Source organism: Myxococcus sp. AB025B, assembly GCF_006518215.1.
Lineage (GTDB): Bacteria > Myxococcota > Myxococcia > Myxococcales > Myxococcaceae > Myxococcus > Myxococcus fulvus.
The window spans coordinates 26409-52357 of record NZ_SRLW01000013.1; the positions used below are offsets into that span (position 1 = coordinate 26409).

The window sequence follows — 25949 nt, forward strand, 5'->3', positions numbered from 1 at the left end:
CGTCGCTCCTCGTGACCGCGAGGAGCGTGGGTTGAAACTCGTTGTCCTGGCCGGACACCATCCGGCTGGTCCAAGTCGCTCCTCGTGACCGCGAGGAGCGTGGGTTGAAACCGGAACACCACCTCCTGCCCCTCGCGGAGAATCTGCGTCGCTCCTCGTGACCGCGAGGAGCGTGGGTTGAAACCTTCAGGGCCTGGGCTCCGGCGGCGAGCTGGGCGGTCGCTCCTCGTGACCGCGAGGAGCGTGGGTTGAAACCTTGCCTGACTTCGCCATGGCTACCCCCATCTGCGTTGTCGCTCCTCGTGACCGCGAGGAGCGTGGGTTGAAACTCCACATCCACGTTGCAACCAGACACCGTGCACTGTCGCTCCTCGTGACCGCGAGGAGCGTGGGTTGAAACGCACCTTCGCGCGTGGACAGGTACGCCGCCGAGTGGTCGCTCCTCGTGACCGCGAGGAGCGTGGGTTGAAACCGCCCATGTCACACCTCCCCAGGTGCGAGCCTGGTCGCTCCTCGTGACCGCGAGGAGCGTGGGTTGAAACCCGGACAGCGCGCGGTCGAACCGCTGCGGCTGCTCAACGTCGCTCCTCGTGACCGCGAGGAGCGTGGGTTGAAACGCGCACCTCGCCGCGCAGCTCGACGCGGGCGGGAAGTCGCTCCTCGTGACCGCGAGGAGCGTGGGTTGAAACTCGCCGGTCGCGCCGTTCGCGACGTCGCCGGTCGTCGCTCCTCGTGACCGCGAGGAGCGTGGGTTGAAACCAGTCCGTCACCCTCGACCGGTTGCGCCTGGACGTCGCTCCTCGTGACCGCGAGGAGCGTGGGTTGAAACCCGTCGCTCTACGTCGCACTCGACCTTCCGGCCCGGGTCGCTCCTCGTGACCGCGAGGAGCGTGGGTTGAAACAGCGCAATGGACTGGTTGAGGGTGCGGTTGGAGGTCGCTCCTCGTGACCGCGAGGAGCGTGGGTTGAAACGGGAGGATGTACTTCATCGCCTCGCCGGCCGCGGTGTCGCTCCTCGTGACCGCGAGGAGCGTGGGTTGAAACACTCCGGTGGCCAAGAGGTAGCCAGGGCGAGAGGAGTCGCTCCTCGTGACCGCGAGGAGCGTGGGTTGAAACTAGAGCGGGAGGTCTGGCGGCTTCGGCCTGTCCAGTCGCTCCTCGTGACCGCGAGGAGCGTGGGTTGAAACTTCACCTTGCTGGGGTCCAGGCTCCAGCCGTTGGGTCGCTCCTCGTGACCGCGAGGAGCGTGGGTTGAAACAGGTGCTCCTGCTGACGTTGGACACGGGCATCTGGTCGCTCCTCGTGACCGCGAGGAGCGTGGGTTGAAACGGCTTCGTCGTTTCGCAGCATGGCTAGAGTCTCGGTCGCTCCTCGTGACCGCGAGGAGCGTGGGTTGAAACAGGAGCACATCATGCAGCTCCGGACGTTGGACGTCGCTCCTCGTGACCGCGAGGAGCGTGGGTTGAAACTAGAAGCACCGCGCGCGGGCCGAAGTCGGGCACGGAGGTCGCTCCTCGTGACCGCGAGGAGCGTGGGTTGAAACTTCGCCACCGTCGTGTACGGGTGGCCGGGCGACTGTCGCTCCTCGTGACCGCGAGGAGCGTGGGTTGAAACAGCCGCATCATGGGCGGGTGGATTAGCGAGGCTGAGTCGCTCCTCGTGACCGCGAGGAGCGTGGGTTGAAACTTGGGAGCTTTCGGCGCGGCAGCCTCGGCGGCGGTCGCTCCTCGTGACCGCGAGGAGCGTGGGTTGAAACCCGCCCATGGAGTCGACGATCTCCAGGGCTTTCAGTCGCTCCTCGTGACCGCGAGGAGCGTGGGTTGAAACCGGTATGAATGCCTTGGGCGGGCGCATCACGAGGTGTCGCTCCTCGTGACCGCGAGGAGCGTGGGTTGAAACCTGCCTCCGGGCGGGATGGGGTACGCCAACGTCGTCGCTCCTCGTGACCGCGAGGAGCGTGGGTTGAAACCACTTGCCGTACTGTGTCTGCGAAATCCCGAAGAGTCGCTCCTCGTGACCGCGAGGAGCGTGGGTTGAAACAACGAGTTGAAGGTGAAGGTGAAGGACGCCTCCGGTCGCTCCTCGTGACCGCGAGGAGCGTGGGTTGAAACCGCTTCTGCCCGGGCTCCGGCGGGGGCGCGCCGTCGCTCCTCGTGACCGCGAGGAGCGTGGGTTGAAACTGCTCGGGATGCTGCTCGGCCCCAGGGTCATGTCGCTCCTCGTGACCGCGAGGAGCGTGGGTTGAAACCCGCTCGCGCTGTCGCATCTGGGCAAGGGAGTAGGTCGCTCCTCGTGACCGCGAGGAGCGTGGGTTGAAACATATGCAAATGTGAGCCGGGGTGGCAGTGCCTTTCGTCGCTCCTCGTGACCGCGAGGAGCGTGGGTTGAAACACCTCGAAATGCATGTCATTGCGCGCGTCACGGCGTCGCTCCTCGTGACCGCGAGGAGCGTGGGTTGAAACCACCGCGCCAGGCCGAAGCCCGGGGCCACCCGGTTGTCGCTCCTCGTGACCGCGAGGAGCGTGGGTTGAAACCTCTTCGCCATCATGGACCGGGAGAGCCTCGGCGTCGTCGCTCCTCGTGACCGCGAGGAGCGTGGGTTGAAACCGGTGCAGGCGGGGACGCCCCACCAGCAAGTCCTGGTCGCTCCTCGTGACCGCGAGGAGCGTGGGTTGAAACGTCAACAGCGCCAACTCCTTGATCGTCTTGTCCTGTCGCTCCTCGTGACCGCGAGGAGCGTGGGTTGAAACCACGTCTTGTCCGCGTCGACGTCGCCCGTCAGGAAGTCGCTCCTCGTGACCGCGAGGAGCGTGAGTTGAAACTTCTTGCTCCTGCCCTCGTGGCGCTGGGCCTCGTCGCTCCTCGTGACCGCGAGGAGCGTGGGTTGAAACGGGTTCCCGTGCTCGGGGCGCGGGCCTGTCTGGTCGCTCCTCGTGACCGCGAGGAGCGTGGGTTGAAACGGTTTCTAGGTGGCGGCCGTTCCAACGGCGGCCCGCGTCGCTCCTCGTGACCGCGAGGAGCGTGGGTTGAAACCGGGTGACTCGTGCGCGTCCGCCACCGACAGACCGGTCGCTCCTCGTGACCGCGAGGAGCGTGGGTTGAAACCCGATGCAGCGGCACAGGCGGCCTGAGCGGCTTGTCGCTCCTCGTGACCGCGAGGAGCGTGGGTTGAAACACCGGCTGCCCCGTCTTGGACGACAGGAACTGATAGCGTCGCTCCTCGTGACCGCGAGGAGCGTGGGTTGAAACCCCGAAGTCCGCACGTACATCGCGCCGACGGGAATGTCGCTCCTCGTGACCGCGAGGAGCGTGGGTTGAAACCTCCTCCGGAGAATCGACTTCCACCGGAGCATCATGTCGCTCCTCGTGACCGCGAGGAGCGTGGGTTGAAACCTGGAGGTGGGCGTCTCGCGGGGGGCGGGTGCGCGGTCGCTCCTCGTGACCGCGAGGAGCGTGGGTTGAAACGGTTGGTGCAGGCCCTGTTGGTGCGGTGGGCGGTCGCTCCTCGTGACCGCGAGGAGCGTGGGTTGAAACAGCGCTACCCACCGCGCCGGGGGGCCAGCGGTGGGCAGTCGCTCCTCGTGACCGCGAGGAGCGTGGGTTGAAACCTGACGCTCGACCTGCGCAAGGCCGAGGAGTGGTCGTCGCTCCTCGTGACCGCGAGGAGCGTGGGTTGAAACCGCTCTCTGACTCAGGGCCGGAATCCCTGACTCCGTCGCTCCTCGTGACCGCGAGGAGCGTGGGTTGAAACGGGTCCTCGAGGGCCTGGTTGCGAAGGCGAAGGCGTCGCTCCTCGTGACCGCGAGGAGCGTGGGTTGAAACTCGGTGCTGGCTCCGGTGAGCGGTAGAGGACCGGTCGCTCCTCGTGACCGCGGGGAGCGTGGGTTGAAACACGTTCACGCGAGAGCCCACCCCACCACGCCCGCGTCGCTCCTCGTGACCGCGAGGAGCGTGGGTTGAAACACCCACTGCATGTTGAGGTGGCAGAACCGGGTCCGGTCGCTCCTCGTGACCGCGAGGAGCGTGGGTTGAAACGGAGTAATTCCACGGACCATAGTGGAGGCCATCGTCGCTCCTCGTGACCGCGAGGAGCGTGGGTTGAAACACGCAGGTCTGTCAGCAGCCCTTCGAGCCGAAGGTCGCTCCTCGTGACCGCGAGGAGCGTGGGTTGAAACATGAGCAGGTCGTGGTACGTGATTGCGCGGAGGTCGCTCCTCGTGACCGCGAGGAGCGTGGGTTGAAGCATCGACACCGCCGGCAAACCCTTCCCGCGCCTCGTCGCTCCTCGTGACCGCGAGGAGCGTGGGTTGAAACCAGTTCCCCACGGTGGTGGTGCGCCACCTGTACCGAGTCGCTCCTCGTGACCGCGAGGAGCGTGGGTTGAAACCGATGCACGTGGTGGTGAGGGTCGGCGTCGCGCGTCGCTCGTCGTGACCGCGAGGAGCGTGGGTTGAAACCCCGACACCGGCAAGGTGACGCCCACGGTGTCCGAGTCGCTCCTCGTGACCGCGAGGAGCGTGGGTTGAAACATGGCACGTACAACGCCGCCTATCCCCAGTGCTGTCGCTCCTCGTGACCGCGAGGAGCGTGGGTTGAAACTCGCCCGGCACCAAGGCGTGGCCGCGTCGGTAGTCGCTCCCCGTGACCGCGAGGAGCGTGGGTTGAAACCTCACCGGGCAGATGCAGACGGTGGGTGGTGACGTCGCTCCTCGTGACCGCGAGGAGCGTGGGTTGAAACGGGTTGCTCTTCATCGACCTCGAGGCGCAGTACCGTCGCTCCTCGTGACCGCGAGGAGCGTGGGTTGAAACTCGAGGAGGCGGCCACGCGCCGGGCCATAGAGGTCGCTCCTCGTGACCGCGAGGAGCGTGGGTTGAAACGTGAGGTGTCCTTGCTCGCGGCCTTCTGCGCGGTGTCGCTCCTCGTGACCGCGAGGAGCGTGGGTTGAAACGATGATCATGCTCTCCCCCTTCGTTGCGGAGAAGTCGCTCCTCGTGACCGCGAGGAGCGTGGGTTGAAACAAGTACGCCTCGCGCGTCACCATCTGGAAGGACGTCGCTCCTCGTGACCGCGAGGAGCGTGGCTTGAAACCTCGCTTTGCTGTCCGCGCTGGGTCTTCGTCTCAAGTCGCTCCTCGTGACCGCGAGGAGCGTGGGTTGAAACTTCGCCGGCTCCGCGAGCACGGCACTGGCGTGGTCGCTCCTCGTGACTGCGAGGAGCGTGGGTTGAAACTTCACCAGCCGCGTCGACCTGCGGAAGCTCCTGGTCGCTCCTCGTGACCGCGAGGAGCGTGGGTTGAAACTCGCTCACGGTCGCGATGCTGCCCGCCTGCACTGTCGCTCCTCGTGACCGCGAGGAGCGTGGGTTGAAACGTTCCCCTTCGGCTTGGGCGGGGCCTCGGGCTGTCGCTCCTCGTGACCGCGAGGAGCGTGGGTTGAAACCTCTCAATCCTTGCTGACCGCTCCACCCGCCTCACCGGTCGCTCCTCGTGACCGCGAGGAGCGTGGGTTGAAACCGGTGCAGGCGCCTTCTGCTGCAAACCCCTAGGAGTCGCTCCTCGTGACCGCGAGGAGCGTGGGTTGAAACGTCCAGGACGACGTTCGCGGGCCAGCGGCCGAGTCGCTCCTCGTGACCGCGAGGAGCGTGGGTTGAAACGCGCCTTGCCGAAGAGTCGTCAGACGTTCACGCAGTCGCTCCTCGTGACCGCGAGGAGCGTGGGTTGAAACTCGGCGTAGACGGTCCGGATGACCTCGGGGAAGTCGCTCCTCGTGACTGCGAGGAGCGTGGGTTGAAACATCGCGCCGACGTCGACGTGGCTCCAGGTGCAGTTCGTCGCTCCTCGTGACCGCGAGGAGCGTGGGTTGAAACAATCCGCTCGAGCGGCCCAGCGACACGGACAAGTCGCTCCTCGTGACCGCGAGGAGCGTGGGTTGAAACTCCTGGAGGATGTGGCGAACGTTGGGCCGGTGGGTCGCTCCTCGTGACCGCGAGGAGCGTGGGTTGAAACTGGGGGCGCTACGAGGCGGTGCTCTCGTACTTCTGTCGCTCCTCGTGACCGCGAGGAGCGTGGGTTGAAACCAGGACGCAGTGGAGGCGAGCGCGGCCCGCCTGGAAGTCGCTCCTCGTGACCGCGAGGAGCGTGGGTTGAAACCCAGCTCGCGCGCTGAAGGGTGGGTGCTGGACAGGAGTCGCTCCTCGTGACCGCGAGGAGCGTGGGTTGAAACAGCACCTCAAGCGCGTCGTAGTCACGCCCGCGCAGTCGCTCCTCGTGACCGCGAGGAGCGTGGGTTGAAACCCGGGTCGGTACACGCGGCAGAGTGCCCCGGGAGGTCGCTCCTCGTGACCGCGAGGAGCGTGGGTTGAAACCAAATCAGGCGACCGCGGATGTGGAGTTGCCGCGTCGCTCCTCGTGACCGCGAGGAGCGTGGGTTGAAACCCGAAAACGCCGGGGTCCGACGCGTAGCGACCGAGTCGCTCCTCGTGACCGCGAGGAGCGTGGGTTGAAACATCCCGTCGGGCATTCGGGTCTACGACGAGACCGGTCGCTCCTCGTGACCGCGAGGAGCGTGGGTTGAAACCAAATCGACGGTGGCGACGTACCGGATGCTGCGGTCGTCGCTCCTCGTGACCGCGAGGAGCGTGGGTTGAAACATTCCCAGGTGCGTACCCTCCACCATCGCCCCGAGTCGCTCCTCGTGACCGCGAGGAGCGTGGGTTGAAACGCGTCGGCCGCCCTGTGCGCGCTCGCCTTGCGCGTCGCTCCTCGTGACCGCGAGGAGCGTGGGTTGAAACAGCACTATTCCTGCCTCCGCCTGTGTCTGTCCGTGTCGCTCCTCGTGACCGCGAGGAGCGTGGGTTGAAACATCCACTGGAGGACGTAGGCGGGCATATTCTCCGTCGCTTCCTCGTGACCGCGAGGAACGTGGGTTGAAACCCGGCGCGGGTGTAGTTGGCGAGGCCCGTCAAGTCGCTCCTCGTGACCGCGAGGAGCGTGGGTTGAAACATCGCCCTGGGCGTGGCCACCCGCGATGCGGCGCAGTCGCTCCTCGTGACCGCGAGGAGCGTGGGTTGAAACTACGTGGGGAACAAGCCCCAGTTCGCCGCGACGGTGTCGCTCCTTGTGACCGCGAGGAACGTGGGTTGAAACGCCAGCACGGCGCGGCGCACCCAGGCGCGGTACGTCGCTCCTCGTGACCGCGAAGAGCGTGGGTTGAAACAGTTAGCCGAGAGGTCGACAGCTTTCGTGATGACGGTCGCTCCTCGTGACCGCGAGGAGCGCGGGTTGAAACTTCTCTCCGGTGGCGGGGTCGACGCTCACCACGATGTCGCTCCTCGTAATCGCGAGGAACGTGGGTTGAAACCAGCATGCTGGTTCAGTTGCATTGCGAGAGGTCGCTCCTCCTCGTTTTCAGGAGCGTGGGTTGAAACGACTGTGTCGGACCACTCATGCAAACGCGGCTCGTTTGCTAGGGGGGATGGGGCGAGGTCATGGAAGCCTCCACATGGGAGGGGCGTGCAGTACCCAGTCCCCCAGCCGGTTCGACGACAGACCGGGATGGTAGGTCCTGTTGCCTATGCCCTCCCTTCGACCCCTCTGTCTCTGGCTGCTTACCCTTTTCTGGCTGGGATGCGCCACCAACGAGAAGCCTCCAGTGCAAATGGCATGGGAGGCGGCGGAGCTGGAGTGCGAGGATCCCCGAGAAGACCAGTGCGTCTTTCTCGCGTGCCTCGGAGATGCCTGCGGCTTCTACCGCTGCGAAGACAGTCCCGGAACGTTCGAACTGGCCAGGTTCCCGCCTGCTCGGCCACCCGCGGCTGCCGCCTCTCCCGGCAGTCCAAGGAGAAACTGGGGAGCAGCGCAGAAACTCCCTCCAGGGGCCGTCATGACGTTCCCGAACTGGAATGGAGCCCCTGAGCGGGTCGTGCCACCGTCACGTCAGCTCCCCACCGGGCGCTGGGAAAAGCACCACATCTTTCCTCAAGAGAGGGAGCTGCGAGAGTGGTTCGAAGCACAGGGAGTCAAGATCCACAACTATGTCCTCCCTCTTCCCTACGAAGTCCACCAGCGCATCCACAGGGTCGGAGGTCGCGGCGGCGAGTGGAACGAAGCCTGGCGGCAGTTCAAGAGGCAGAACGCTGAAGCGAAGCCCGAGGAGATTTTCAGGCACGCCGGCGAACTCATCCATCGGTTCCAGCTCATCGGCGGTCCGATTCAGCCTTACTATTCAAGGCCGGGAACGTGAGGGCGGATGGTTCGATTCTTCTGGGTGGACGAGGACAACGCGGCCGTGCGCCGGCATGGCGGTGAGGTTCATGGCGGGCGCAAGTGGAAGCTCCCCGGGTTACTGCGGTGCCCGACGTGTGATGCCACGTGGAGTGGCTCCGGACATTTCTTCCCTGGCGTGGACCTGTCCTCGCTGCCAGAGCGTCGTGAACTTGAGAGGGCGAGGCCTGAGCCTCTTCCCGAGCTCGACCGCTTGCGTGCGCTGGTTCGCCCTTTCACCCCCTCAGGTGCCGCACTGCCTCCCGGTACAGGCTTCGGACCGCTGGAGGGCACGGGGTTCGGAAAGCTCCCGGCGTTTGCCTGGGTCGTCGAGGTGCTGCTGGTCCACCGGCAGGCACTGGAGATGCTCCATGCGAAAGGTCTCAGAGATCTTCAGGACTTCCCTCCCGAGTTGAGGTTCAGACAGAAACATCCACCAGCTCTGGTCGAGCTGCATGCTCCGCCACTGGGGCGACTGCACACGGATTGCTTTCCTCCGAGTCATCCGCCTCCCTGCCCGACCTGTGGTCGGCTGGGACTCCGACGGCCTGATGAACCCCTCCTGGAGGCGGCTTCTCTTCCCACGGACATCGACCTGTTCCGCGTGGGCAACTTCGCCACGATGGTCATTGGCACCTCGCGCTTCAAGGAGGCAGTCGAACAACTCGGGCTCGATGGCCTCACCTTCCGCGAACTCCCCCTTCGTTGAGGCTCGTTCGGGAGACCGCGTGGGACTGTGCGAGGATGTCAGCTGACTTTCCGACTCCAGGTCGTGAGCTTCGACGCTCGATTGTTCCCAGTGAGGGTGGTGGATGTCCGGTGAGAACTTCTACGACCTGAGGATTGCGGATCTACCTCAGTGGGTCCTGGAGCTACCTGTGCCGGCTGCTGGTGGGGAACTGGACGACCCCTGGATGTTCGGAGACGGAAGACATCTTCCCAACCCAGGACCGCTGAGGAGCAGCCCGCTCCGTGATGGACCGCAGCGGTCCTTCTCCGTGGCGAACTCGGGACGCACTCCTATCTCGGATGAGCGAGTCGCGAGGGTCTTTCTCACGCTGGCCCCAGACGACGTCCAGGCCTTCCTCCTCGAGGTCGAGGGCGCGAAGACGGCGCTCTACATCATCAATGCAACCCGGTGCTTCAATTGCGTCGATGAGGAGAACTCCTTGGAAGTGCAGCGCTACCCTCCAGAGGGTGTCGCGCCCGAAAGGGTGGGGACGTACCGCGCTATTCACGGGCTGCGCATCGACCCGTCCAAGACAGCGGGAGCCCGTGTCTTTCGGATACAGGGGTACTCCTCCGCGCTCATCGTCTCCGAGGAGATCAAGAACGCACTGGAGGAAGTCGGGAATCTTGGCGTGACATTCGAGCGTGTCACAGGACCGCGCTGAAGCTGGATGAAGGGAGGTCACATGGGGCGGTTCTTCTGCATCGGTGAAGACACGGAGGTCATCGAGGGGTACGGCGGGAACTTCGATGCCGAGCATCGGTGGTTCCTTCCCGCACTGAAGGATTGTCCTGGTTGCCGCGCGAGCTGGAGTGACCTCGGTTGCTCCTACCCCAGTGTCGACCTGTCCTCCCTCGCGGAACAGCGCTTGTTCGAGAACAGGCCCGAATCCTTCCAGGAACTCGCGCGACTGCGTGAACTCGTCCGCCCTCTGCTCCCTCCCGGTTCCCCACTTCCCCCGGGGGCGGAGCTCGGTCCCCTCACCGGCAAGGCGCTCGGGAAGTTCCCCTCATTCTCCTGGTTCATCGCTTCGCTCGTCGTGAACCAGGGCGACCTGGAATCACTCCAGGAACAAGGACTGACAGGACTCGCCGGTCACCCCACCGCGCTGACGGCTCGGCAGAAGCCCGTGACGGACCTGGTGGAACTCGAGGTCCTCTCTCGCAGCTCCCTGCATCCCGCTTGCTTCCCTCGGAACACACTCGCGCCTTGCTCGACCTGCGGTCGGCTCGCGCTCCGTCGTCCCGACAAGCCCATCCTCGACGCGGCCTCGCTGCCCACCGACCTGGACCTGTTCCGCCTGACGAACTTCTCCTCGCTGCTCATCGTCACCGAGCGCTTCAAGGACGCCGTCGAAGCGCTGGGACTCGATGGCCTCACCTTCGCCGAAGTGACCTCACGCTGAACTGCCCCAGGGGCGCAGGAACGCCTCCGTCTGCTCCAGGATGAAGGGCAGGGACGCGGTCAGCTCGTGGCCGTCGTCCACCTCCACCAGCTTCACGTTGCGACGGCCCTCTGCCCACTGGCGCGAGTTGGCGATGTCACACGTGTCGTCCGCTCGCCCGTGGATGAGCAGCGTGGGCACCCTCACGTCGGGCCAGTTCCCCAGGCGCTCATCCAACGCCAGCGCGTCCTCGACGAAACCCCAGTGGACTTTCGACGTGCGCTTCTCCACGAAGTCCTCCGTCGGAATCCAGCCCGACGTCCGCCAGTGCTCCCAGAGCGCCTCGCCCATCCGCTTTCGCAGCTGCGTCACGATGTGGAACGCCGGCGCCATCAACACCAGGCCACACACCCGCGCGTCCTCCGCCGCGACTCTCGCCGCCGTCAGCCCTCCCAGGCTCGAACCCAACAACACCACCCGGTCCTGCTCGCCTCCCAGCGCCGCTCGCACCGTGTCCGTGATGGCGCTCAGCTTCAGCTCCTCGAACGAGGGCACCCGCAGGTTCAACCGCTCGATGTGGAGACCCCTGGGCTCGAAGTGGCGGCTCAACGCCAGACCCTTCGTCGAGTCCGGCCCCGAGGCGAAGCCATGCAGATACATGAAGCGAGGAGCCAGGGGCACGGGCGCTGGAGGAAGGTCGCTCATGTCCTCCACTGTAACGTCGCCCCGGGCCCCCGGCTCAGGTGATTCCCCGGTCACTTCACCTCGCGCGCGAGCCGCGAGTCCCACGGGCACCAATGGCCACCCGGCAGGAACGCGCCCCCCGCCTCGTCCAGGTGGTCCTCCACGTACGTCATGTTCGCGTCGCAGACCTCGATGGCCACCTCGAAGAACTGGATGGTCGATGGGTCCAGGTGGAACGAGAACCTCGGGTTGTAAGGCTGGGGCCGCTTCATGATGCGCCCATGCACGTGGATTCGGTTCTTCTCCTCGCCGGAGAGAATCTTCCGGGCGTGGGCAATCGTGTTCTCGTCCGTCAGCTCGATGACGAACTCGACACCGGGGGAGCTCGGCTGCGTGAAAGCGAAGCGGGCGGCGTTGGCCATGGGGCGACTCCTGTGATGGTGAGGAGCGCCGATGTAGAGGCCCTTCAACTCCCTCACCACGCGCCCGCAGGGCAGGTGTGGAGAACCGGTGCATTCCTCGCGCTCCCCCGCAGCCTTTTCGACAGCGGGCCACTCACCCTCGCGGCTTGCGTCGCCTCGCGAGACGAACCGCGTGCTCCGGATTCAACATCTTCACGTACGCCAGCATCCCGTCGATGCGCGCGCGCTGCTTCGCGTCCCCGCCGTCCTCCTGGTGGATCATCGCCCGCAGCTTGCGCCGCTCCTCGCGCGACAGCCCGAGCCCCGCGTTCACCGTCACGCCCGTGACGCGCTGTCGTCCACCCCGACGCTGCACCCGCGTCTTCGCGGCGTTCACCTCGAAGCCCTCGTCCCTCACGTACCTCGCGGCGAGCGCCCGCACCCTCTCCATCGCCCCCACGTCGTCCCCGGAGAACGTCAGGTCATCCGCGTAGCGCGTGTACGTATACCCATACCGCCGCGCCAGCCCCGCGAGCCGCCGGTCCAAGCGCATCACCACCGCGTTGCACAGCCCGGGGCTCGTCGGCGCGCCCTGCACGCACGAGCGCGGCCCCACCGGCACGTGGAACACCGTCCCCTCCACCTCCACCGGCTGACGCTCCGCCTCCGTCATCAACACCGCCAGCGTCGCCGCCACCGGATAGCCATACCCCAATGCGAGCAGCAGCCCGCGCACCCGCCCCACCGTGACCGACGGGAAGAAGTCCTTCACGTCCAGCTTCAACACCACCCGACGCCCCACGTGCGGCGCCGCGCCCGTCTTGATGGAGCGCCCCGACACGAAGCCGTGCGCGTGCTCGCTGCAAGGCAGCTTCGCCACCAGCAACGCCAGGAGCCGACGCTGCACCGCCTTGAGCTTGCGCTTGGGCGCATGCAGCAGCCGCGTGCCCCCCGAGCGCTTCGGCACCGAGAACGTCACGTAGTGCGACACCCGCTCCCGGACCCGGTGCGTCGCGTAGTGCCGGAGCTGGCCCACGGTGAGCTCCAGCGCCGCCGCCACGTCCTCCTCCGTCCGCCACACCGGCAGCCCGTGGCGCTTCAACTGCGCCTCGTCCGTCAGCAGGTCGCGCACGTCGCGGTTGCGCGTGCGGAACGTCGTGGAGAAGAAGCGCCGCGCCTCACCCCGGGTCATCAGGGGCTTGCGGCCCGGGGTGTAGACGCGCCTGCCCTTGGGCAGGAGTCGCGCGTCCCGGATGATTTCGCGCCGGTGTCCGGGCTTCAGCGGGCCCGAGGTGGCCACCGTCTCCCGCACCACGTCCGCCGCGCGTCCGCTCGCGTCGCGCGTGGAGGCGTCGAGCCGCGAGACATCCCGCGTCACCGGCTTCGGGGTGAAGAGCCCCTTGAACCAACCCAGCGTCGAGTCGAACCAGCTCATGGTGCTCCGGGAGGGACCGGGGGACGACCTGCGAGGCGCTGGACCCGGGGCTCCCTGCGTTCCGTACGCAGGGACCCTGGAGAAGAAGTGGGGACAAAACACCGCCGCGGCGAAACACCGCGGCACCGACGGCTCATCTGTGAGCCCCAGCCCTTCCCGTGAGCGTCACCGGTTATCGTCATCGCCGCCGTCCTCGTCAAGCGTCTCGCCCTCGCCGTCCTGTTCGCTCCGGGCCTCGGGCCTCTCCGCCTGTCGGAGCGCCTCCAGCGCGGCCTCCGAGGGCGCCGCCGAGCTCGCCCGCTCCTTGCGCCGCGCCTTCGCCACCCGCAGCAGCGCGAGCAGGTGCGCGCACGGCCCGTGGTTCATCAGGTTCTCGCGGAAGAACTCGCACTTGCACGTGCCGAACAGCAGCCGGTCCTCGTCGTTCAGCACCAGCTCCACGGCGGTCTGCGGCCCCACGCTCCCGTGCACCACCCAGTCGCGATGCACGACCTCGCGCAGCACGTGGCCCTCGGGCGTCGGCAGCTTGCGCACCTTGCGCGTCTCGCGCACGTCCTCGCTGGTCACGACCACCTGGCCCACCGCCGTCAGCCGCTCCGCCTCCTCGCGCCTCGGGTCCGGCGGATACATCCGTCCCAGGTCCACCGGCGTCGCGAACAGCTCACGGTGACGCCAGCGCCGCGCCTCGACGTCGAACATCACCCGTCCCGCCGCGCACTGCGCCGCCAGCGCCGTGGCCACTCGCGCCTTGTCCGCGCCCAGGGCCTGAACGACCTCGTCCGTGGACGCGTGGAAGCGCTCGCGCAGGAGTCCGAGCACGCGTGCCGCCAGCGCCTCGTCCCGCTCGGGCTCCAGGAGCAGGTCCATCCCCGCCGTGCCCGTCCACCGGTTCGCCGTCCACCCGGACAGCCCCAGCACGAAGCGCACGCGCGGCCCCAGGTGCACGCTGTAGAAGTGCGGCAGCGCGCGGCCCTTCAGATAGACCTCCACCGAGTCCGCGTACGGCAGCAGCGGCTCGAGCAATCGCAGCCGACGCCGACCCCACGTGCGCACCGTGCGCGGCTCCGTGTGGCCATGCACCGCGCCTCGTAGCGGCACCACCTGCTCCCAGGGCTCCAGCACCAGCCTCGCGTCCTGGTCCGGCGTGAACTCGTACCGCAGCGCTCGCGGTGACACCCGCGCCTTGGTGAAGGTGAGGAAGCGCACCGCGGCGAGCAGGTCCACCGGACGCACCGTCAGCTTCGTGCCCGGCATCGCCATGCCGCCCTGCAGTTGCAGGAAGCCTCGCACCCAGTCGTCCGGCACCTCCACCTTCTGCTCGAAGCGTCCGCCCGCGCGCTCCGTGCGCACCTCGAAGCCCTCGGCGCCCACGCGCAGGTGCGTGTCCCGGCTCGTGCGCAGCTCCCCCAGCGCGGACCACAGCCACGCGGTGAAGTCCACGTTCGTCGTGCCGCAGGCCACCTCGCCCTCGGGCTCGAAGCACTCGCGGTCCACGATGACCATCCCGTACGCGCTCTGGTCCTGGCTGAACGCCTCGAAGAAGACCCGGTCCGGGTGCACGGTGATGATGGGGTCCAGCACTCCCCACCACGTCGAGGTCCACTCGTCCGAGTGCCAGATGAGCTGCCCCAGCGCCTGCAGCGCCAGTCGCAAGGGCAGCACGTCCTTCGCCACCTTCGCGTGGAAGCGCACCGGCCGGTGCTGGTCCACCGACAGGCCCAACAGCGAACGCTCGCGCGTGGACTCGAAGACGGAGGGCGTCGCGTACGACAGGCCGAAGGTCGTCACGGCGAGGCCTCCTTCGTGGACGCGGAGAAGACGCGGGGTGTCTCGGCGGGGCCGCGCAGCTCGGGCCAGCGCTGGAGCACCTTCGCCAGCAGCTCCACCAGCTCCTCCTTCGGATAGCGCTGGTCGGGCAGAGCGAAGGCGTCGCGCATCCGGGCGAGCAGCCTTCGCGCCGTGTCCACGTCATGCAGCGCCGCGTTGGTCAGCGCGCTGAAGGCCATCAGCCGCGTGCGACGGTGCAGGGGACGCAGGAGCGCGGCCTGGAGCACGTCCGTGTTGCTCGCGGCCAGCTCACGTGCGCGCGGTGAGTCGCGACCGAGCAGCCGGAACGCGAGCGCCTGCACGTGAATCTGCGGCGACTCCAGCAGGTCCCTCACCGCGCGCGGGTCCGCGAGGTAGAGGTCATCCGAGCGCATGAGCAACAGCCGCGCGAGCCGGTTCTGCGACAGGAGCGTCTTGTCCGCCCAGATGGCGTACGCCGGTATCGCCCCGAGCACGTTGGCGGCGCGGCGCGCGAAGACGCCGTCCTCCTTCGGCAGCTCCTCGTAGTGTGTGGCGAGCGCGTCCAGGACCCGAACCCACTCGCGCTGACGCTTGTTGCCCGCGTGCGTGGGCTGGGCCTGCGTCGCCGCGCGGCTGGCGAGGAAGTCCAGCAGCTCCTCGTCCCGGCGCTCCAGCGCGCGCCCCACCAGCTCCGGGTATGACGAGTGCCAGCCGGAGGACACGTGCATGCGGAACGGGCCGCGGAGCAGCTCCGGGAAGCGCGCGTACAGCATCACCGCCGTGGCGTCCGTCAGCGGCAGCACGCGGGTGACGCCGAGGCCGGGCCGGTTCCACTCGCCGCCGGTGCCCGCGACCTGGAGCAGCCGCCCGCGCGTCACCGCCGGGTCCGCCTTCGCGTCGTGCACCAGCTTGAGCACCTCCTGGTCGAAGGTCTCCGCCGTCGCCGACGTGCGCAGCGCCGCGCCCCATACGTCCTCCCAGCCGCGCACCCGGCACAGCTCCAGCAGGTCCGGCAGGCCCTTGGCGTTCTTGGCTCTGGCGCGAAGGCCGGCCCAACGCGGGAAGACCGTGGACAGGTGCGCGAGCAGGTAGGGCACCACGTCGCGCCCGCGCTTCTCCGCCAGCTCCACGAAGACCTCCGCCGCTCCCGTCGGCGCGACGTCCGGGTGGTGCTCCTCCAGCGCGCGCACCAGCGCCTGGGAGTCCTTCACCGACTGCGTGAGCGCGAACACGTCCGCGCGCCACGCGTCCTCGGTGACGAGCCGGCGATAGAGGGCCCAGGCGAGCTCGGTGTCGCCGCGCGCGAGCAGCCGCTCCCGCAGCGTGGTCCACATCGCGTGCTGCTTCTCCTGGGGAACCCCGGGACCCCACGCGAAGGGCAGGCGTTGACGGATGAAGGGCCGGGCGAGCTCCGCGTCCACGTCATCCAGCGCGAGCGCCGTCGCCTCGTCGAGGCGCCCCGTCTCCACGTCCAGCTTGGTCAGCACCAGCTGCCGAGCCGCCCGCGTCCTGGCATCACGGAAGCGCTGGGTGAGGTCCTCGCGCCAGCGGGCCTCGGCCTTCTTCAGGCCCAGGCCCTGCTGCCGCCACTCGTACAGCCGACGGAAGACCTCCACGTCGTCGTGGCGGTCCGCGTCCGCGAGCCACGTCTCCAGCGCGGCGGCGTTCTCGCCCTGCCAGGGGTCCACCCACTTCCCGGTCGCGGTGAGGTTGCCCGCTCTCAGCCACGACAGGATGAGCGGACGGAACAGCACGCGGTCCCGCACGTGCAGCGACGGGCCCCACAGCCAGGAGAACTCCCGGAACCAGGGCCGCTGCGCGAGCGCCTCCAGCGCCGCGCGCAGCTCCGCGTTGGACTGTCTGCGTGCGAAGGTGCTCCGGATGGCGGCGTCCATCTCCCGCGCCTCGCGTCGTCTGCGCTGCTCCCAGCTCTCGCTCACACGTGGAGGTCTACACCGTCCGGCCGAGGGTGCGCACGATGGAAGGTGAGGCTCAGAAGCGGACCACCGGACCGACAATCACGGATTGGAGGAGCTTGGCGCACTCGTTCACCGACTCGCGCGTGAGCTTCACGTCGCAGAACTGGAACGCGGTGGCGGCGGAGATGCCCCAGCGCGAGCTGAACCAGCCATCCACGCCCACGCGGAAGGCCATGCTCGTGGTGTCCACGTTCTTGCGCAGGAAGGTGCCGAACTCGTCCGGCGCGAAGGTGCTGCCCCAGCTCTTCGACAGCCTGGCGCCCACCCACGGGTTGATGGGCTTGTCCCGGAAGAAGCGCAGCCGCGCCTCGATGCCCACCGCCTTGTAATCCAGTTGCGTCCGCTCCAGGCGGTCCTGCCGGGCCGCGTCCCGCAGCTCGTTGCCCCACGTCTCGGAGACCTCCGCGAGCAGGCCGATGGACAGCCCCGGCGGCGACTCCACGCCCAGGTAGCCGTGCAGCGCGGGGCCCTTCGCGCGCAGGTCGCTCAGGTGGTCCAGGGTGATGCCCGCTCCCAGCGACGCGTAGCCATGCCAGCCATCCGCCACCGCTTGCGTGCCCACACCAAGCACGCCCACCAGCGCCACCCACTTCGACATCTTTTTCATGGAACGCAGTCTATGTCCGACCCGACGCCGGGGCATGAAGAGGTGTGTCGTGTCATGAAGGCCGGCGGCGTCCCGTCACGAAGGCGCCCCCGGTCGGCCTCGTGGCCATTCCTCTCGCGCTGGAATCCCGGCACCGCGAGGCAGGTGTGTGTCGACTGGAGGGTGTCCGGGGACTCTTCGCGCCGGCCAAGTCCGGCGGTTAGGCTTTCGTGCATGTCCGTCACCTTCGAAGCCGCGGCCAGCGCCGTCCGCGATGCCCTCTCCGACGCGGGTCGGGGGCTGGTCGAGCGCGAGGCCATGGTGGAGCTCATCGCGCTGTCCGCGGTCGCCGGTGAGCACCTGCTCGTCATCGGGCCGCCCGGCACCGCCAAGAGCGAGGCCGTCCGTCGCACCGCTCGCGCGCTGGGCGGCTCCTACTTCGAGTACCTGCTGGGCCGCTTCACCGAGCCGTCGGAACTGTTCGGTCCGGTGGACCTGCGCAAGCTGCGCGAGGGGCTGGTGGAGACGCAGACCACGGGCATGCTGCCGGAGGCCGACGTCGCGTTCCTCGACGAGGTCTTCCTCGGCTCCACGGCCATCCTGAACACGCTGTTGGGGTTGCTCAACGAGCGGACGTTCCGGCGGGGGCACACGCGGATGAAGTGCCCGCTGCGCGTCTGCGTGGGCGCGGCGAACGCGCTGCCGGAGGACGAGTCGCTCGCGGCGTTCGCGGACCGGTTCCTGGCGCGCATCTTCGTCGAGCCCGTGCCGGACCCGCGACTGGAGGACCTGCTCACTGGCGGCGCGATGCCGTGGGACGCGGAGGGCGGGCGGTGGGTGTCGTTGGAGACGCTCGATGTGCTCTCGCGAGCGGCGCGGGAGGCGGACCTCGCGGGCGTCCGGCCGCAGCTGGCGCATGCGCTGCGCTCGCTGCGCGCGGCGGGGCTGGGGTTGTCGGACCGGCGCGCGGTGAAGGCGCAGCGGCTGGTGGCGGCCGCGGGGGTGCTCGCGGGGCGCTTGGTGCCCACGGCCTCGGATTTGTGGCCGCTGGTGTACGTGGTGCCGACGAAGGAGGGACAGGCGCTCGCGCGCGATGTGCTGCGAGAGGTGCTGGCCTCGTCGGAGAACCCGGCGCTCGCGGCGGCGGCGCTGGAGGCGAGTGCCGGTCCCCGGGCTCGCGCGCAGCGGCTCGCGCAGGCGGGACAGGCGCTGCTCGCGGAGCGGCCCGCGTCGGACTCGGCGGAGGCGCTCGCGGTCTGGCGGCTGAAGCTGGAGGGCGTGGCGCGGGAGATGGACGCGAGCTTCGCTCCGGAGTCGCTGAGCGATGACCTGAAGGTGCTGCGCGCGGGGCTCACCGAGGCGCTCGCCGTGAATGGGGCGGCGACTTCCGAGACGGTGGCCCGGGTGCAAGGGGTCTGAGGCGCACCGAGGGGTCTTCTGGCCCCGGTGCTCGGACCCTGGCGAGGACAGGCTGTGGGGAGGCGTGTGTGTCGAGGCATGGACAGGCGCGGCGTGACGCGGGTGCTCGCCGGGAGCGGACGATGGGCGGGTGTGCGGCGGAGCACGGACAGGCGCCGTGGGGCGCACGATGCCACGCTGATGCGGCAGGCTTTCGGCTCGGAGTGCTTGGTGCGAGGCGTGTGGTGGAACCCCGGCAGGCGCGGTGGGAGACAGGGCACTTCGTGGGTGCGGCGGTCTGCTCGTCGGATGGCGCGCGGTGGTGCACGGACATGCGTGGTGAGTCGTGGGGCGCTTCGCGGGTGCGGCAGGCTTGCGCTCGGCGTTGCTCGTCGGACGGCGCGCAGGGTGGAGCGCGGGCATGCGTGGTGAGTCGTGGGGCGCTTCGCGGGTGCGGCAGGCTCAAGCTCGGCCTTGCTCGTCGGGCGGCGCGCGGTGGAGCACGGACATGCGTGGTGAGTCGTGGGGCGCTTCGTGGGTGCGGCAGGCTCGCGCTCGGCGTTGCTCGTCGGATGGCGCGCAGGGTGGAGCACGGGCATGAGCAGTGAGACACAAGGTGCCCTGCCGGTGCGGTGGGGCCCGCGCGCGCAGCCGTTGGAGCCGCTGGCCGTGGTGGGCGTGGGGGACGTGGCCCGTGCGCTCGCCCGGCGCGTGCTCCTGGAGGATGACGCTCGGCTGTCCACGTGGAGTGGCGTCGCGGGACGGGATGTGCTCGTGCTGCTGGGCGCCTCCGAGTCCCTGCCGTGGGTGGATGGCGTCACGTACCTGGGGCGAGACGTCTCCGCGCCGTCGCTGCTGTTGCCGTGCGCGGTGGCTCCCGAGGTGCTGGTGTCCGTGCTGGAGCGGGCGCTGCTCTCGCGCGTGGAGGTCGGTGGCACGCCGTGGGCCGTGTTGCCCTCGGGGCCCTGGTTGCTGTCCGTCGCGTCGGCCCGGCCGGTGCACCGCGCCACGCTCGCCGCGTGGCTCGCGGACGAGGAGGGCGGGGTTTCATGAGCGCGCTGCCTCCCTCCCTGAGTCCCTGGGCCGAGTCCCTGTCGCTGTTCCCCGAGCCCCTGTCGCTCCACGTCGGCGCCTATGTCGCGCGACTGGCGGCGGCCGTGGGTGGGATGCGCTCGCGCTCCAACATGGAGGGCGGTGAGCCCGAGGGTTATGACGGGCTGTCCCGGCGCGGCTCGTTCGACCGACTGCTCGTCAGTGAGTGGCTCTGGGCGCTGGAGGCTCCCGAGGAGCTGGTGCGTCGCGCCGCCTTCGGAGAGCTGTCGTACCTGAAACCCTCGTTCCGACAGCCGCAGGGCGCGCGTCGCACGGTGGTGCTGCTGGACGCGGGGCCGGACCAGCTCGGCAACCCGCGCATCGCGCACCTGGCGCTGCTCATCGTCATGGCCCGCCGCGCCGAGGCCGCGGGGGCGGCGTTCACGTGGGGGGTGCTCCAGGCGCCTCCTCCGAAGCAGCGCCCGTACTCCGAGGTGACGTCGTCGCTGGTGTTGTCCTGGCTCGGCGCGAGGGACCTCGCGCCGCCAACGGAGGAGCAGCTCGCCGCGTGGCGTGAGGCGCTCGCGCTGGAGGCCACTCCGGAAGATGCGTGGCTTGTCGGCGATGCCCGGCTGGCGCGGCTTCCGAGCGCACGCGGGTTGTCTCGCGTGGAGGTGGGCGAGGTGATGGAGCCTGGCGAGCGCAAGCTCCAGGTGGACGTGCGCCCCGCGTCGCGTGAGGTGCGCTCGGTGGTGTTGGACTTGCCGCCCGCGGACGACTGCGTCCGGCTCCTGAGAGACCCGTTCCAGGCGCGCGTCGCCAAGCCCGTGGTGCGCCTGTCCGAGGACCGGCCCACGTCGTTCCACTTCTCCGCGGAGGGCCGCCGGCTGGTGACGTTCCACGCGGATGGCAGCGTGTCCGCGATGGCCATCCCCGCCTCGCCGACGGCCACCCTCCCCAAGCCCCGGCGCATCAAGGTGAAGCCGAACCAGACGGTGCTGGCCGCGGGCTGGCGTCCGAACGGCGGGCTGCTCACGTTGATGGAGCGCGAGGACCGCTACGTGCTCCACGGCACGCTGTCCCAGCCGCGCATCCACCGGGGCGTGGGGTCGGCCGAAATCATCGGCGGGTGGTCGTCCGGCTATGCGCCCACGTTCCCCTCCGCGACTCCGGGACCGGGGCGACTGTTCTCCTGGCGGGACCGGGGCCGTCACGAGATGGTGCTGCTGCTGACGCGCACCGGTGGGCTCTTCCTCGTGTATCGCGTCGAGGCCGAGCAGCGCATCGAGATGGTGGCGCTCGACTACCCGGTGACGGCGATGGTGGAGGTGGGCAACAAGCTCGTCTACATCCGTGGCGGCGCGAAGGTGCCCGTCAGCTCGCGGCTGGAGCGACTGAGGCGTGAGCCGTGGCAGACGGGGGACGCCGGCAAGCCGGTGTTCGTGCTCGCGCCGCAGGAGGATGCGCCCGCGCCTCCGCCCCGGACGTCGCTGCACGTCATGGGCACCTGGGATGCCGAGGACGTGGTGCTGAACGTGAAAATGGGCGAGGCCTGTTTCGGTTGGGCGAGTGATGTCCCGGTGGTCCAGGGCATGGGGCTGCTCGCGGCGCGACACGCATCGAATGTGTGGCGCATGTTCCTCGCGGACCACCAGGTGGACATCACCGTGCCGGAGGGGGCGCGGGTCGTGGGCGTGGGCGGCTGTCACGTCGCGGAGCACCAGGTGGGACTGTTCGTCCTGGCCGAGGACCAGCGCACGCTCCTGTGGCTGACGGAGAAGCGCGAGACCGTGTTGAGGAAGGCGTCGGATGTGGTGACACACGCAGAGGTCAGCCACTCCGCGCCGCTGCTCGCGTGGCTGACGCGAAGCGGAGAGCTGGTGGTGATGGACCTGACGATGGGGCGGGTGCTCTACCGCTCGACGACGGGAGGGAGGTGATGCGTCCTTCTCCCTCGCCACGTCAGCACCTGCATCGGGGCACGGTGAGCGCCGTGGCCTTCTGGTTCGACCCGGTGCTGCTCTCGGAGGGCGAGGCGCGTCGGCGGGTGATGTCGCTGTGGGCGCCGGGGGCCTCCGTGCTGTGGGTCGCCAACGGTTACCTGCTGCGCCTGCCTGTCGCGCGTCGCTGTGACGCGGGGACGGGTCCGGGCCTCGCGCTCACGCTGGAGCGAGGGGTGCTCGTCTCGGCGCCGCTGTCGTCCGCGGAGTGGGAGCGGGTGGAGGCGCGTCCAGGCTCGCTCGTGCTCGTGCGAGGGGGCCGGGCCTGCGTGCATCCGGTGACGGGCGCGCTGCCGGTGGATGTGGCCTCGTGGCTGGAGGTGTCGGCGTGGACGGTGGTGCCCACGCGGGGGCTGGGTGCGCCACCGGCTCCCGTGGCGTCCGTGGTGGAGCCGAAGGCGCCGCTCACCCGGGCCTTCTTCGGCTCCGCGGTCCCTGAGCTGTCGACGGAGGCGAAGGAGGTGCTGGCGCGCATGCAGGGGCGCGTGGTGGAGGCGCCCGTCACGGTGAAGCCCGTGGGGTGGAGGGAGCGACTGCGCGCGGCGTTCGGGCGGGGTGGTGCGATGGCGCGTGGTGGCTTGCTGTCGCGGTTGCGCGCGGCCCTCGGACCGGGGGATGAGGCGCGGCCTGGTGGGTTGTCGCGGCGCGGGAGCGATGGTTCAGGAACGCGTCCTGGGGTGTTGTCGCGACTGCGCGCGGCCTTCGGGCGAGGAGAGGGCGCTCGTCCAGGTTCGAGGTCGAGCTCGTCCGCCGCCAGGCGTGAAGGCTCGGCGGGGTGGTGGAGTCGGCTTCGCGCCGCGTTCGGCGGAGGTGCTGCCGGCGCGGAGGCACGTGAGCCGGCGGCGCTGACTCGGGCCTCCGGTGGGAGCACGGGCAGCTGGCTCGGCCGGTTCGCCGCATGGCTCGGGAGCGGTGGCACCACGAGCGACGGCGCGCTCATCCCGGGGAAGCCGTCCTGGTTGGGTCGATGGTTGTCGTCCCTGTTCTCCACCGTGGAGGACGCGCAACCCTCGGGCGCTCACGCCCAGGCTCCGGGGCCGCGTCCCGCTCCTCCGAGCCCGGGGGTGTTCTCTCGCCTGTCCCAATGGCTCATCCACCAGTCTCCGCTGAGCCAACTGCTCCTGCGCCGCAAGGCGGAGTACCTGCGCCGCCTCTTCGAGATGTTCGAGGACGGGGACCTGCGAGAAGCCCTGCGCCACGCCGTGCCGCTGGGCGGAGGTGCCCCCGATGCGAACACCCGCGAGGCGCTCGGACTGCCGGGGCCTCGCGAGAAGCTCACGCTGCAGCTGGGGCCCCGGGGGCCCGCCACCACCTTCGCGGGCGGCGAGGACCTCTACGAGGCGCTGCGCCAACGCTACCGCGCGGCCTTCCAACGCTTCGAGCGCGAGGGCCGCATCGACGAGGCCGTGTTCGTGCTCTCCGAGCTGCTCGGCGCGCACCTGGAGGCCGTCGCCTTCCTGGAGAAGCACGGCCGCTTCCAGCTCGCGGCGGAGCTCGCCGAGGGCCGCGGCCTGGGCCCCGGGCTCGTCGTGCGCCAGTGGTTCCTCGCGAAGGACCCCCGACGCGCGGTGGCCATCGCCCGGCGCAGTGGCTGCTTCGCGGACGCGGTGCTCCGGCTGGAGCGCACGCACCCCGAGGAGGCCCGCGCGCTCAGGCTCCTCTGGGCCCAGGACCACGCCGACGCGGGCAACTGGTCTCAGGCCGTGCAGGTCATCTGGCCCGTGGTGGAGAAGCGCGAGCTCGCGCGCGGGTGGCTGGAGCGCGGCGTCGAAGTGGGGGGCCCCACCGGTTCGCGGCTGCTGGCCCGCTGGGCCTGCGCGTTCCCGGAGGGCCTGTCCTCCACCCGCGCTCGCGTGTCGGCCCTGTTGGATGACGAGACACCCCAGGGCGGCCTGGAGCGGGTCGCCTTCGCCGAGGCCCTGTCACAGGAGTCCGTCTCCGCCACGCGCGCGACGCTGCTCCAGCCCACGGTGCGCGCCCTGCTGAAGGACCGCGCCGCGGGCCGCGCGCACGTCACCGTCGACCTCCTCGAGCGACTGCTCAAGGAGCTGCTCGACGGCGCCCTGCGCGCGGACCTGCCCACGCTGCCCGCGCAGCGCCTCCCGGCCTGGGGCTCGGACCCGAAGCTGCCTCCCGTCGTCGTGTCCGCCTCGCTCGCCGACGCGGGGGCCCACTTCGTCCACGATGCCGTGGCGCTGTCCGGCGGCCGCGTGCTGCTCGCGCTGGGGGAGGCGGGCGCGGTGCTGCTCGACGCCGAGGGGCGCAGGCTCGCGCACCTGGATGTCCCCGCCTTCTCGCTGGTGGCCTCGCTGCACGCGGACCGCGTGCTGGCCCTGGCGCCCCGGGGCGAGCTGCACCGCGTGTCCCGCGTGGACGTGATGGCGCGCAAGGCCACGCACTGGTGCGACCTCGCCATGGAGAGCTGGGCGCCCACCTACGACGGCGGGAGCTGGTTCGTCGTGTCCGGCCACACGGTGATGATGCTGGACGCCCAGGCCCCCGACGCGCGGGCCCTGTGGCGCGTGGCGGAGGTGCCCGGCACCGTGCGCTCCCTGGCCGCGGACGACGCGTGGCTGAGCTTCGCCACCAGCCACCTGGAGCGCTGGACGTACGAGCTGCGCAACGGCCCCACGCTGCGCGCGCGCGGACCGCTGGTGTCGGGACCGGCGGAGGAGGTGCTGGGGCTGCGCTCCTGCGCGCTCACGCCGGACGGGGAGGCCCGCGCGGCCGTGCTCATGGTCGACGAAGGACCGCTGTTCCGCCGCGTCGACTGGCTGTGGCTGCCGCCCAACATCCCCCGACAGGCCACGCCGTGGGTCTCCGACGCCGGGCTCGGTGAGCCCGTGCACCAGGTCCTCACCTCGACGTGGCGCGCGGAGGTGGTGCGCTGCGTGGAGGGCTGGGACGCGCGACTGCTCGACGCCCGGGGGGGCCTGCGCGCCCGGCTCACCCTCACCTTCGAGGGAGACACGCCGCCGCGCGTGCGGCTGGGAGGCTCGACGCTGCTCGTGTACGACGTGCATGGCCGCGTGCTGTGCCTGGACCTGGAGCACGGCACCGTGCGCCACGTCGTCGCCGCGTGACGACGGGGACGCTCAGGAGCGGGTGAGCAGGTCCGGCGGCACATCGACGGAGGTGCCGCGCAGCACGCGGGCCTCGTCGTCCACGTCCAGCACCACGCGCACGCCCTCGATGGAGACGAGCAGCGCGGGAGGCGTGCCCGGCAGCGCCATCAGCCACGTGGACGCCATGGGCAGCTCGGAGCCCACCAGCTCCGCGGCGCGCAAGAGGTGCATGCGGACCGAGTGTCCCACCGGCGCGGGCAACAGGCGCAGCGGCAGGGACACGTCCTCGCGCAGCTCCAGCGAGTACGCGCCGGCCGGCTCGCGCGCGGGGAGCTCCGCCGCGAAGCGCAGGCGCGAGCGCACCGCGCCCATCATCGACTCGGGCACGGGTGGCTTGTGCAGGTAGCCCACCACGCCGCCCAGCGGCACCTCCTGACCGTGCAGCGCCTCGGAGAACATCAGCACGTTCAGGTGCCGCAGCCGCGCATCCATGCGCAGCTGCCCGTACAGCTCCCAGCCATCCATGCGGGGCAGCATCAGGTCCAACAGGATGAGGTCGGGGTGCCCGGCGCGCGGGTGGGTGCGCAGCCAGTCCAGGGCCTCCACGCCGTCCGAGGCGTGGCTCACGGCGACGCCCTCCGCGTGGGCGGCCTCGGCCAACCGCTTCCTCCAGGAAGGGTCATCCTCGACGAGGAGGAGATGGCGTACGGAGTGAGACATGAGGGATGGGGGGGAGGAGACCCGTTCTCATTAGCGCGCGCCACCTTTTCGCGCTCGCGGCCGCCGAATCCCGTCGTTGGCTGGAGGACAGCCGGGCACTGACGCGCGGCGGCTCGCGGGGAATCCAGATTCGTGGAAGTTGGAAACGAACGAGTGCCTTGGACCCCAGGCACGTCTTGTTCCAGAGGGGGCAGGTGGTCAACCTGACATGGACCATGGCACTGCGACTCCAGCTCATGCCCGAGGCCTTGTGTACGCTCCGCGAGTGTTCCGCGCCGGTCCGGCAGCAGCTCCAGGGGGAGCTGGCCGCGCTGGCCGCGGGGCTGCCGCTGGAAGGTCCCCTGTCTCCAGGACAGGCGGGCCTGGTGGTCCTGGGGTCGGGCTTCCGGGTCCATTACCTGCTGGAGCAGGAGCACCGCCTGCTGCGGCTGACGGAGGTCACCGCGCCCACCTCCCCGTGGGGGTGAGGGACAGGGCGTGAAGTGT

At 69.4% G+C, this 25949-nt stretch carries 16 protein-coding genes and 1 CRISPR repeat array (1 of these 17 only partly in view); of the genes, 9 read left to right on the forward strand and 7 right to left on the reverse strand.

Features of this window, described 5'->3' with window-relative positions:
- Positions 1–7426: a CRISPR direct-repeat array (repeat unit 37 nt; unit sequence GTCGCTCCTCGTGACCGCGAGGAGCGTGGGTTGAAAC); it begins 1197 nt to the left of the window's first position.
- A 146-nt stretch (positions 7427–7572) separates the two neighbouring features.
- The 4 genes from FL311_RS03730 to FL311_RS03745 all read left to right on the forward strand — a co-directional run bounded on the left by FL311_RS03730 (position 7573) and on the right by FL311_RS03745 (position 10396).
- Entirely contained in the window at positions 7573–8241 is a 669-nt protein-coding gene (locus FL311_RS03730) for a TIGR02269 family lipoprotein (RefSeq protein ID WP_141323484.1), read from the forward strand.
- A gap of 6 nt (positions 8242–8247) precedes the next feature.
- Positions 8248–8970: a double-CXXCG motif protein gene (locus FL311_RS03735; RefSeq protein ID WP_141323485.1), complete on the forward strand. Its 723-nt coding sequence runs from the start codon at positions 8248–8250 to the stop codon at positions 8968–8970.
- Positions 8971–9073: 103 nt separating this feature from the next.
- Positions 9074–9655: a DUF1629 domain-containing protein gene (locus FL311_RS03740; protein WP_141323486.1), complete on the forward strand. Its 582-nt coding sequence runs from the start codon at positions 9074–9076 to the stop codon at positions 9653–9655.
- A gap of 21 nt (positions 9656–9676) precedes the next feature.
- Positions 9677–10396 (forward strand): double-CXXCG motif protein, encoded by a 720-nt coding sequence (locus tag FL311_RS03745; RefSeq protein ID WP_141323487.1) that lies wholly within the window; start codon positions 9677–9679, stop codon positions 10394–10396.
- On the opposite strand, the gene FL311_RS03750 is transcribed toward FL311_RS03745, so the two are convergent.
- The 6 genes from FL311_RS03750 to FL311_RS03775 form a co-directional block, all read right to left on the reverse strand.
- Entirely contained in the window at positions 10388–11080 is a 693-nt protein-coding gene (locus FL311_RS03750; RefSeq protein WP_141323488.1) for a YqiA/YcfP family alpha/beta fold hydrolase, read from the reverse strand. The genes FL311_RS03745 and FL311_RS03750 overlap by 9 nt on opposite strands.
- A gap of 50 nt (positions 11081–11130) precedes the next feature.
- Complete coding sequence (locus tag FL311_RS03755) at positions 11131–11481, reverse strand: calmodulin (protein ID WP_141323489.1); 351 nt, start codon at positions 11479–11481, stop codon at positions 11131–11133.
- 133 nt (positions 11482–11614) lie between these two features.
- Entirely contained in the window at positions 11615–12895 is a 1281-nt protein-coding gene (locus FL311_RS03760; RefSeq protein ID WP_141323490.1) for a reverse transcriptase family protein, read from the reverse strand.
- 165 nt (positions 12896–13060) lie between these two features.
- A complete protein-coding gene (locus tag FL311_RS03765; RefSeq protein ID WP_141323491.1) occupies positions 13061–14683 on the reverse strand; it encodes an SWIM zinc finger family protein in 1623 nt (540 codons plus the stop codon).
- A complete protein-coding gene (locus FL311_RS03770; protein WP_141323492.1) occupies positions 14680–16623 on the reverse strand; it encodes a gliding motility protein in 1944 nt (647 codons plus the stop codon). Before FL311_RS03770 ends, FL311_RS03765 begins: the two co-directional genes overlap by 4 nt.
- Positions 16624–16675: 52 nt before the next feature.
- The gene (locus FL311_RS03775) at positions 16676–17269 is read right to left on the reverse strand and encodes a hypothetical protein (protein ID WP_141323493.1); all 594 of its coding nucleotides are present in this window, start codon (positions 17267–17269) and stop codon (positions 16676–16678) included.
- Between the two features lie 213 nt (positions 17270–17482).
- Between FL311_RS03775 and FL311_RS03780 the strand changes: the two genes are divergently transcribed.
- The 4 genes from FL311_RS03780 to FL311_RS03795 all read left to right on the forward strand — a co-directional run bounded on the left by FL311_RS03780 (position 17483) and on the right by FL311_RS03795 (position 24761).
- Complete coding sequence (locus tag FL311_RS03780) at positions 17483–18667, forward strand: AAA family ATPase (RefSeq protein WP_141323494.1); 1185 nt, start codon at positions 17483–17485, stop codon at positions 18665–18667.
- A gap of 576 nt (positions 18668–19243) precedes the next feature.
- A complete protein-coding gene (locus tag FL311_RS03785) occupies positions 19244–19699 on the forward strand; it encodes a hypothetical protein (protein WP_141323495.1) in 456 nt (151 codons plus the stop codon).
- Positions 19696–21618 (forward strand): hypothetical protein, encoded by a 1923-nt coding sequence (locus FL311_RS03790; RefSeq protein ID WP_141323496.1) that lies wholly within the window; start codon positions 19696–19698, stop codon positions 21616–21618. Before FL311_RS03785 ends, FL311_RS03790 begins: the two co-directional genes overlap by 4 nt.
- Complete coding sequence (locus FL311_RS03795) at positions 21618–24761, forward strand: bpX6 domain-containing protein (protein ID WP_141323497.1); 3144 nt, start codon at positions 21618–21620, stop codon at positions 24759–24761. Before FL311_RS03790 ends, FL311_RS03795 begins: the two co-directional genes overlap by 1 nt.
- A 12-nt stretch (positions 24762–24773) precedes the next feature.
- Here the strand turns inward: FL311_RS03795 and FL311_RS03800 are convergent, their stop codons facing one another.
- Positions 24774–25463 (reverse strand): response regulator, encoded by a 690-nt coding sequence (locus FL311_RS03800; protein ID WP_141323498.1) that lies wholly within the window; start codon positions 25461–25463, stop codon positions 24774–24776.
- A gap of 215 nt (positions 25464–25678) precedes the next feature.
- On the opposite strand from FL311_RS03800, the gene FL311_RS03805 reads away from it, so the two are divergent.
- Complete coding sequence (locus FL311_RS03805; RefSeq protein WP_141323499.1) at positions 25679–25930, forward strand: hypothetical protein; 252 nt, start codon at positions 25679–25681, stop codon at positions 25928–25930.
- Positions 25931–25949 lie beyond the last annotated feature (19 nt).